Genomic DNA, 4415 nt, shown 5'->3' on the forward strand with positions numbered 1-4415 from the left:
ACCCACCTCGTCGGCGACCTTCTTGATGTCGGCGGCAAAGCGCGTCTGGTCCCAACCGTTGACGTAGCCGGCGCCCATCTCGTCCATATCGACCTGGTTGCGGCTGGCGATAAACATGGGCGGGAAATCCTCGTCCTTGGCAAGCTCGAACACGGCCTGAATCAGGTTGGGGCTCATGGGGCCAATGCCGACCATGGTTGCGTGATCGCCGCTATCCTGCAGTTTGAGCATGCCCTGAACGGCCTGGCGGATGGTGAGGTTGGACATTTTGTTCTCCTTCTCCAGAGGATTTTTGACAAAAGTTCCCTGGGACCCAGATGTGGGCCCTATCAGTACGGATGGATTTTGTTGTGTAGGGGCGGTTGTGCGGAGTCAAATCCATCCCTCCGCACAACCGGAGTCCTTAAAGGTTTACTTGGCCTGCTTGTCGAGCGTGGGCTTCATGGCAATCAGGATTGCAGCGGCGACCACGGCGCCAATCACGATGTCCAGGCAGAACAGCGCGACGTTGTTGGTGGCAAGGGCGACGATAAAGCCACCGTGCGGGACGTAGCAGTCGATGCCCTGGAAGGCGGCGAGCGCCGCGCCCACGGCAGAGCCGATGCAGATGCCGGGCAGGGTGTGGCCAAGGTCCTTGACCGCGAAGGGGATAGCGCCCTCGGTAATGCCGATGCAGCCCATGAACAGTGCGGAGATACCCATCTGGCGATCGGCGTCATCGAACTTGTTCTTGGCGATGAGCGCAGCAAGGCCGCAGGCAATCGGGGGAATGGCGACGGCGACGCGGAACATGCCGTTGGGGCCATAGATGCCGGAGGCCATGATGGCCATGGTGAAGGTCGAGGCGGTCTTGTTGATGGGGCCACCCATATCGAAGGCGGTCATAACGCCAATGACCAGACCCAGGACAACTGCGGAACCGCCCTGCAGGCTGCCGAGCACGCCGGTGAGCCAGTCCATCACAAAGCCAAGCGGCGTGGCCAGGATGTAGATATAGGCCATGCCCAGGACAAGCGAGGTCAGAATCGGGATGATCAGGATGGGCATGATGGTCTGGATGGTGTTGTTGACCTTCCAGGTCTTCATCCAGCGGACAAAGTAGCCGCAGATGACCGCCATGATCATGGCGCCCAAGAAGCCGGTCGAAACGCTGTTGCCGTTAGGGGTAACGACTGCGTTGTTGACCAGGTAGCCCAGGACAAAACCGGGGGCGAGCGCGGGCTTGCCGGCCATCGAGTAGGAGATGTATGCCGCAAGCACCGGGATCATCATGGAGATGCCGGCCATGCCGATGGTGTTAAGGCTCACCATCAGCGGGTTCGTAACCTCCATGCCGTTGGCGCCGGCGGTACCGGATGCCAGCGAGAAGGCAAGAAACACGCCGCCGATAACGACGATGGGGATAAAATAGGAAACGCCGGTATTGAATGCATTGAGCAGCGTCTTGCCAGGATCGGCAAAGATAGACTGCTTGGACGCCGGTGTCGGGGCCTGCGGGGCAGCGGAGACGGCCTTCTTCTCTGCCTTGGCCTCGGCCTTGGGCGCGTCAACGGCGCCACCCGTCGCCTTGATGATCTCAATGGCCTGGTCGATGATCTTTACCGGATCGGCGATTACATCCGAGGTGCCGACCTTCAGGAACTTGCCCTCGGCCATCTTCTGCTCAAAACGGTCCTCGTTCTCGACACCCACGTCGACGGACTCCAGGACCAGGTCGGCGGAGTCCACGTCTTCCTGCGTGAGCTCATTCTCGATACCCAGGCCACCCTGAGCCTCGACCTTGCACTCGATGCCACGGGCGGCGCATTCATCCTGAATCGCCTTCTGGGCCATATACGTGTGGGCGATACCCACAGTACAGGCGGCAACGCCTACGATCTTCATTGCTTCCCTCTTTTCATAGAGTTGCGTGCGCAAGACACCGTTTGCGGAGGCCTCCGGAGCATCCCCTGCCGTTTGGACTTGCTGTCTTTTCGACAAGAACAATATAGGTGCTCGTTTTTCTTAATGCCAGCTTATTTCGGTAAACGCGCAGGTCAGAGCGTTGGTTATGCGATTTAGTTATGCGTTTAACCAAAAATGAATCCTGCGATTTTGCCCTCGATTTCAAAAGTCAAGAAGTATTTGATTTTCTCGGTAGACGGCAGATGCGCATGCCGGTCACAAATTTCGACCCCACCCGTATGCCGCATTTGTTGCATACTCATATGAAAGGAAAAAGCCGCTCACCGAAGCGTATCCTTCACCAAGACTCAAAGTCATCATGTTGGAAAATGCTCATCTGTCGGAAGGAGTCGCTGTGGCAAAACAGCGCGTTACGATCGCAGACGTCGCTCGAGAGGCGGGAACCTCGACGGCAAGCGTCTCGTATTACCTCAACGACAAACGAGAAAAGCTTAGCGAGAAGACGCAGAACAAAATCGCGCGCGTCATTAAGGAACTCGGATACGTTCCCAACGCCCAAGCGCAGACGCTCACCGGCAAGCAAACCCACGTCATTGCCATCATCATTTTGGATAACACCAACAAATGGGCGGGGCTCGTTCTCAATGGCATGGAGCAAGTCATGCTCCCCGCGGGCTACCAGACGGTCGTTTGCACGAGCAACTTTAACCCCGAGACCGAGCTCATGTACGTCGACAAGATGCTCTCGCTGGGCGTCGATGGCTTTATCATCCAGCCCACGGCAAACTTCAAAGCCGTGCATGACCGCATTAGACGCGCCGGCAAGCCGGTCGTCTTTTTCGATGCGGCCATCTATAGCCCAGGTACCAGCTGGATCAAAACCAACCTTTACGACGGCGTGTACAACGCCACACAGGCACTCCTCGACGCCGGCTACGAAGATTTCTTTTCCATTGCCGCCAACATGACCGAAATGCGCACCCGCATGGAGCGTTTTCAGGGGTATGCCGAGGCGCTGGCAGCGAACGGGCAGCTCTACAAAGCGATTCCCATCGATCACAACAAGCCGTCAATCAACGAGCTCACCGAATACTTTAAATTCAAGTTCAATCCCGCCAAGCGAACCCTTATCTTCGTGCAAAATCAGTGGGCACTTCCCCGTGTCTACAAGGCCCTCCAGCCAATGGCCCATCTGCTTCCGCAGCAAATCGGCCTTTTGGGACTCAACTGCGAAGACTGGACTAATCTCACCACACCGACCGTCTCCACCATCATCGAGCCCGTCGACCAAGAAGGTCGCGAAGCAGCCGAGATGCTGCTCGCCCTACTTGACGGAAGCAGCGAACCCGGCGAGCAGCGCATTCTCGAGTGCAAGCTCAACTGGCTCGACTCCACCTCGATCTAGACCGCGGGACAAATGAATCAGTAGCGTCTATCCCAAATCTTGAGTATTTGTTCGACAGAACGGCCCCTGCCGGCACCTGCTAGACTGGTAGATTCCCAACCGTCCATCCAGGAGCCTCAATGTCGCGCAAGTCCACCTACAAGCAAGTACTTTCCATCGGCACCGCCGTGGTGCTGGGGTTTGCGCTGTTTACGGGATCGCTCGACGGAGCTCCCAAGCTGCTGTCGCCGCAAAGCGATGAACAGGCGGCGGCTCTGGCCGAAAAACAAAACGAGAGCCCCAGCCGCACCGACGACGAGGCGGACCTGGTCGCCCGGCTCGAATCGGGAACAGCGAGTTCCTCGGACTCTCAAAATAGCCAAGACTCTGGCGATGGCCCTGAATCCGCCGCGACCAACACCAACGATAACGTTGCCGAGGACAGCTCCACCGCCCCCATCGACGAGGTGGAAAACCCCAACCTCAACCGCGCCCGCGGTGTTTATCTCAGCAGCATTCCCGACTACGCCGGCAACCCCTACGTTGCCCTTCGCGCCGACAGCACGCACCCGCTCGGCACACCATCATTCACGCTCGATGAATACGAGCGCGCTACAGAAGAGGGCTGCTTTAAGAAGTTCTCCAAGCTCGACAGCCTGGGCCGCACCCGCAAAGCACTCGCCTGCGTGGGCCCCGAATCACTCGGTCAAGGCGAGCGCGGCGATATCTCGCGTATCCATCCTGCCGGTTGGCATCAGCAGCGCTACGACTTTATTCCGGGCCAGAGCCTCTACAACCGCTGCCACCTTATCGCCTGGTCGCTCTGCGGCGAAAACGCCAACCGCAAAAATCTCCTCACCGGCACGCGCTATCTCAACGAAACGGGCATGCTGCCGTTTGAGGAGCAGATTCTCGGCTACATCCGCGACACGGGCAACCATGTGCTCTACCGCGTCACGCCCATGTATAACGAAGAGGAACTTGTCTGCCGTGGCGTGCGCCTTGAGGCGCAATCGGTCGAGGACCACGGCAAGACCCTCTGCTTCCACGTATATTGCTACAACCTGCAGCCGCACGTGCAGATCGACTACGTCACCGGCCGCAACCAGGCCTCGGGGAACTAGCC

3 protein-coding genes and 1 pseudogene are annotated in these 4415 nt (G+C 58.1%); 2 read left to right on the plus strand and 2 right to left on the minus strand.

Annotated elements, in window-relative coordinates:
• Window positions 1–267: pseudogene (locus ABHR76_RS08935) on the minus strand (class II D-tagatose-bisphosphate aldolase non-catalytic subunit); the annotation flags it as partial.
• A gap of 144 nt (window positions 268–411) precedes the next feature.
• Window positions 412–1884: a PTS fructose transporter subunit IIC gene (locus tag ABHR76_RS08940; RefSeq protein ID WP_070097550.1), complete on the minus strand. Its 1473-nt coding sequence runs from the start codon at window positions 1882–1884 to the stop codon at window positions 412–414.
• Between the two features lie 415 nt (window positions 1885–2299).
• On the opposite strand from ABHR76_RS08940, the gene ABHR76_RS08945 reads away from it, so the two are divergent.
• Both ABHR76_RS08945 and ABHR76_RS08950 read left to right on the plus strand, forming a co-directional pair.
• Window positions 2300–3310, plus strand: a complete 1011-nt coding sequence (locus ABHR76_RS08945) for a LacI family DNA-binding transcriptional regulator (protein WP_040359542.1) — start codon at window positions 2300–2302, stop codon at window positions 3308–3310.
• Between the two features lie 119 nt (window positions 3311–3429).
• Window positions 3430–4413: a DNA/RNA non-specific endonuclease gene (locus tag ABHR76_RS08950; protein ID WP_196022488.1), complete on the plus strand. Its 984-nt coding sequence runs from the start codon at window positions 3430–3432 to the stop codon at window positions 4411–4413.
• The last annotated feature ends 2 nt before the right edge of the window (window positions 4414–4415 follow it).

Source organism: Collinsella aerofaciens, from assembly GCF_039752985.1.
GTDB lineage: Bacteria > Actinomycetota > Coriobacteriia > Coriobacteriales > Coriobacteriaceae > Collinsella > Collinsella aerofaciens_BT.